General features: G+C 66.1%; 5 protein-coding genes. All 5 read left to right on the forward strand.

Annotation, left to right across the window (positions count from 1 at the left end; all coding sequences use genetic code 11):
* Window positions 1-126 precede the first annotated feature (126 nt).
* Window positions 127-1128 (forward strand): ABC transporter permease, encoded by a 1002-nt coding sequence (locus VF168_11835; protein HEX7004864.1) that lies wholly within the window; start codon window positions 127-129, stop codon window positions 1126-1128.
* Between the two features lie 10 nt (window positions 1129-1138).
* A complete protein-coding gene (locus VF168_11840; protein HEX7004865.1) occupies window positions 1139-2359 on the forward strand; it encodes an ABC transporter permease in 1221 nt (406 codons plus the stop codon).
* A 163-nt stretch (window positions 2360-2522) separates the two neighbouring features.
* Window positions 2523-3536 carry an ABC transporter ATP-binding protein gene (locus VF168_11845; GenBank protein ID HEX7004866.1) on the forward strand — a complete coding sequence of 338 codons (1014 nt, stop codon included), beginning with the start codon at window positions 2523-2525 and terminating at the stop codon, window positions 3534-3536.
* Window positions 3533-4543, forward strand: a complete 1011-nt coding sequence (locus VF168_11850; protein ID HEX7004867.1) for a dipeptide ABC transporter ATP-binding protein — start codon at window positions 3533-3535, stop codon at window positions 4541-4543. Before VF168_11845 ends, VF168_11850 begins: the two co-directional genes overlap by 4 nt.
* 81 nt (window positions 4544-4624) lie before the next feature.
* Window positions 4625-4795, forward strand: coding sequence for a hypothetical protein (locus VF168_11855; protein HEX7004868.1), 171 nt, complete (start codon window positions 4625-4627; stop codon window positions 4793-4795).
* Window positions 4796-4935: the final 140 nt, after the last annotated feature.

Here is a 4935-nt window from a genome sequence, read left to right on the forward strand (position 1 = left end):
CGGCCACCTGCCGACGATCACCATTGATATGTCCCTGACTATCTGGAGGCATGCGCCGGCCAAGCGGCCCCATATCTTGAGACCCGCCCCCAAGGTGGATCCGGCGCTGCGCACAGGAGCCTAACGTTGCTTATCTTCATAGCTCGTCGGTTCGTGCAGATGGTGCCCACCTTCATCGGTGCCACCATGCTGGCGTTCCTGATCAGTCAGCTCGTGCCCGGTGACTTCCTGACCACCAAGGCGCTCGAGCCGGGCGTGCGGCCTGAGACCATCGAGCGCATGCGCTCCCAGTTCGGTCTCGACAAGCCCATACACGTCCAGTACGTGCGCTGGATGTCCAACCTGGTACAGGGGAACCTGGGCCAGAGCTTCGTCAGCAACCAGCCGGTCATGGCGCGTATCGCCAGGCCCATGCGCAACTCGATGTACCTCGCGATCACCGCCATCATCCTGCTGTGGCTGGTGAGCATCCCCGCCGGGGTCTACTCGGCGGTCAGGCAGTATTCCCTAGGCGATCAGGTCGTGAGCGTCGTCGCGTACTTCGGCCTGGCGATCCCGAACTTCTTCTTCGCGCAGGTGCTCATCTTGTGTCTGTTCCTGATCCGCAGCTTCACGCGTGACACGTTGGACTTCAACCAGATGCTGCTGCCGGTCGCCGGCCTCACCTCCAACGGTTTCGACCGCATGACGCCCTGGCAGCAGCTCAAGGACATGGCTTGGCACCTGATCCTGCCGGCCTTCGTCGTGGCCACGTCCGGGATCGCCGGCTTCACCCGCGTGTTGCGCGGCCAGATGATCGAGTACCTGAGCTCGGACTTCATCCGCACGGCCCGGGCCAAAGGCATAGGACAGCGCAGCGTCACCTACAAGCATGCGCTGAGGCCGGCCATCATCCCGTTCGTCGCCGGCATCGGGGGGCTCCTGCCCTCGCTGGTCGGCGGAGCCGGGCTCGTCGAGGTCGTCATGTCGTACCCCGGCATCACCCCGGCGTTCCTCGACGCCCTGAACTCTCAGGACATCTACGTGGTGCTCGGGCTGCTCGTGATCACCACGCTGCTCCTCATGGTCGGCAACCTCATCTCAGACCTGCTTCTCGCCGCGGTAGACCCGCGCATCCGGTACGGGTGAGGAGGGCGCTATGACCGACTCGAACGAACACGAGCAAGCGGGCGCCGCCGCCGACCGGGCACAGCCCGGGTCGCACTACGCGGGCGAAGCCGTGCAGAGGATCAGCAAGTCGCAAGGCCAGATCGTCTGGGAGCAGTTCCGCAAGCACAAGGCGGCGCTCATCGGCGGCGTGGTCCTGATCATCATGTACCTGTGCGCGGGCTTCGCCGGGTTCCTGGCGCCATACGGCCTCAACGAGTACCGGAGGTCGCCGGTGGCGGCCTTCCGCCCTCCGACGCAGGTGCACTGGATCGACCCCGCGTCGGGGAGGCTCACGCGTCCCTTCGTCTACGACGTCAAGGAGGAGCGCGACCCGGTCACCCGGCAGCGCGTCTACGTCGAGGACACGTCGGTCATGTACCCCATCAAGTTCTTCGTCAACAGGCCAAGTGAGCCGTACAAGATCCTCGGCATCTTCAAGTCCGACGTGAAGCTCTTCGGGGTCGACGACCCGGCGCGGGTCTTCCTGTGGGGCACCAACAACCTTGGCAAGGACGTGTTCTCGCGGGTCATGTTCGGTGGCCAGGTGTCACTCACGATCGGGATCCTAGCGGTGTGGGTGTCGCTCTTCCTGGGGCTCTTGATGGGCGGCCTGGCCGGCTTCTACGGCGGGTTCGTCGACGACCTCATCATGCGACTCGTCGAGGTCATCGCCGCCATACCAGGGCTGTTCCTGCTCATCGTGTTGGCGTCGCTGCTGCGGGACCCACGCAACCCGATCGCCCAGGCCATCGGCCTGGAGATGACCTCCGCGCAGACGTTCCTCATGACGGTCGTCGTGCTGGGCTTCGTGGGCTGGGGCGGGCTCGCGCGCGTGATCCGCGGGCTGATCCTTTCCGCCAGGGAACTCGACTACGCGGCCGCCGCCAAGGCGCTGGGGGCCAGCGAGTCCCGGGTGCTATGGCGGCACCTGCTGCCGTCCACGGCCAGCTACGTGATCGTCGACCTGACCCTGACGATCCCGGGGTTCATCCTCGCCGAGACCGGCCTGTCGTTCCTGGGGTTGGGACCGAGCGAGGTGGACACGTCGAGCTGGGGTCTGCTGTTGCGCGACGCCACGGCCCGCGGCGTCAGCATCCAGTTCGTGCCATGGCTTCTCATCCCCGGCATACCCATCTTCCTGGCCGTGTTATGTTGGAACCTACTAGGCGACGGCCTACGCGACGCGTTCGACCCGAAGAAGCGCAGGTAGCGTGCTCCTTCGTAGCGGGTCAGATCGCGTATCTCCATACACGCTCTAAGTGACTATCTTGCTGGGCAGCGCTAAAGCACACACAGCGCGCTCTAGCCGACTCACCCGGTCTGCTGCGGTCCTCTCGGGCGCAGACGGCCCGCGACGAGGAGTGTACGCGTAGATGGCCAAAAGCGAGAGGCTACTGGAGGTCATAGACCTCAAGACCTACTTCGACACGGACGAGGGCACGGTCAAGGCCGTGGACGGCGTCAGCTTCCACCTCGACCGCGGCGAGACCCTCGCCGTGGTGGGCGAGTCAGGCTCAGGCAAGTCAGTGACCAGCCTGTCGGTGATGCGGCTGATACCCACGCCGCCCGGGCGCATAGCCGGCGGGCAGATCCTCTTCGAGGGCGAGGACCTCGTCACGAAGTCGGAGCGCGCGATGCGGAAGATCCGCGGGAACGACATCTCGATGATCTTCCAGGAGCCCATGACGAGCCTCAACCCGGTCTACACCGTGGGCGACCAGATCGCCGAGGCGATCGTCCTCCACCAGGGCAAGAGCTACCGCGAGGCCATGCGCATGGCCGCCGAGATGCTCGACCTGGTGGGCATCCCGGAGCCGGGCAAGCGCGTCAAGAACTACCCGCACCAGATGTCGGGCGGCATGCGCCAGCGCGTGATGATCGCCATGGCGCTGTCGTGTGGGCCCAAGCTGCTCATCGCCGACGAGCCCACGACCGCCCTGGACGTGACGATCCAGGCCCAGATCCTCGACCTCATGCGCAAGCTGCAGGAAGAGATCGGCATGTCCATCCTGTTCATCACGCACGACCTCGGCGTCGTCGCCGAGATCGCCGACAGAGCCGTCGTCATGTACGCGGGTCGGGCCGTCGAGGAGGCGGACGTCAACTCGATCTTCGCCGAGCCCCTCATGCCCTACACCCTGGGCCTGATGAACTCGATCCCCCGCGTAGACCGGGCCGCGGAGCACCAGGAGCGCCTCCAAGCGATCCCGGGCAACGTGCCGAACCCGCTGAACCTGCCGGAGGGCTGCGCGTTCCACCCGCGCTGCCGCTTCGTCCAAGACCGGTGCAAGGCTGCCATCCCGCCCCTCGAGGACGCGGGTAACGGGCACCAGGTCCGCTGCGTCCGATGGAACGAGCTCGACCTGAAGTCGGAGATCCTGGCATGAGCGATACGGTCCCCAAGGACGTCGCCGGCACCCACCACTCGACCGACAACATCCTCGAGGTCAGGAACCTCAGGAAGTACTTCCCCATCCGGGGCGGGATCTTCTCGCGCGTCGTCGCCAACGTCAAGGCGGTAGAAGACGTCTCGTTCGACGTCAAGCGCGGCGAGGTCGTCGGGCTCGTGGGCGAGTCCGGCTCTGGCAAGACGACGGTCGGCCGCTCGATCCTGCGCCTCATCGAGCCCAGCTCCGGCGAGGTGTGGTTCGACGGCACCGACATCACCAAGATCAGCAAGTCCGCGATGCGCGAGTACCGCAAGCGGATGCAGATCATCTTCCAGGACCCGTTCGCGAGCCTCAACCCGCGCATGTCGGTCGGGGACATCATCGGCGAGGCCATGACCATCCACAACCTCGCCCGCGGCCGCGAACGCGAGCAGAGGGTAGCCAGCCTGCTAGAGCGCGTCGGCCTGTCGCCCAACCACATGCGCCGCTACCCGCACGAGTTCTCGGGCGGCCAGCGCCAGCGCATCGGCATCGCGCGCGCACTGGCGGTGGACCCGGAGTTCATCGTCGCCGACGAGCCGGTCTCGGCCCTCGACGTCTCGATCCAGGCGCAGGTCGTCAACCTGCTCCTCGACCTGAAAGAGGAGCTCGGCCTCACACTGCTGTTCATCGCCCACGACCTGGGGGTCGTCGAGTACATCTCTGACCACGTGGTCGTCATGTACCTCGGCCGGATCATGGAGATCGCACCCTCCAAGGAGCTCTACGCGAACCCCATCCACCCGTACACCGAGGCGCTGCTCTCCGCCGTGCCCATCCCCGACCCCACCGTGCGGCGCGAGCGCATCATCCTCCAGGGTGACATCCCCAGCCCCATCAACCCGCCGTCCGGCTGCGTGTTCCGCACGCGCTGCCCGATCGCCACGAAGGAGTGCGCCGAGGTCGTGCCTCCGCTCGAAGAGGTCACTCCGGGCCACTTCAAGGCCTGCATCCACAGACCCTGACCGCTCCCTAGCGGTCCCTCAAGCGAACAGAACGCAGCGCGGCCCGGCCATCACGGTCGGGCCGCGGCTTATCATCCGAGCATGGCCCGTGAAGGTACCGGCGACGAACGGACCACGGCGGTCAGGAAGCTGACGCCGTCCGACGTGTTCCGGCTCATCCTGCGCACCTACTGGGTCTCCCTTCCCTACCTGCTGATCTTCGTGCTGGCTCTCCTGGTCGGCACGTGGCTCGTTACGATGGCCTTCGAGTAGTCCCGGTGGGCGTGACAGACGAGCCGCTGCTGAGCGAGGCGCTGGCCGAGGCGATACGCGAGCGGATGCTCGGCGCCCTGCCCGGCGCCGATGACCCAGAGCTACTGGCTGCGCTCCCTACGTCCCTGCCTGATGGTGCG

This window comes from Trueperaceae bacterium (assembly GCA_036381595.1).
In the GTDB taxonomy this organism is placed as follows: Bacteria; Deinococcota; Deinococci; order Deinococcales; family Trueperaceae; genus DASVCN01.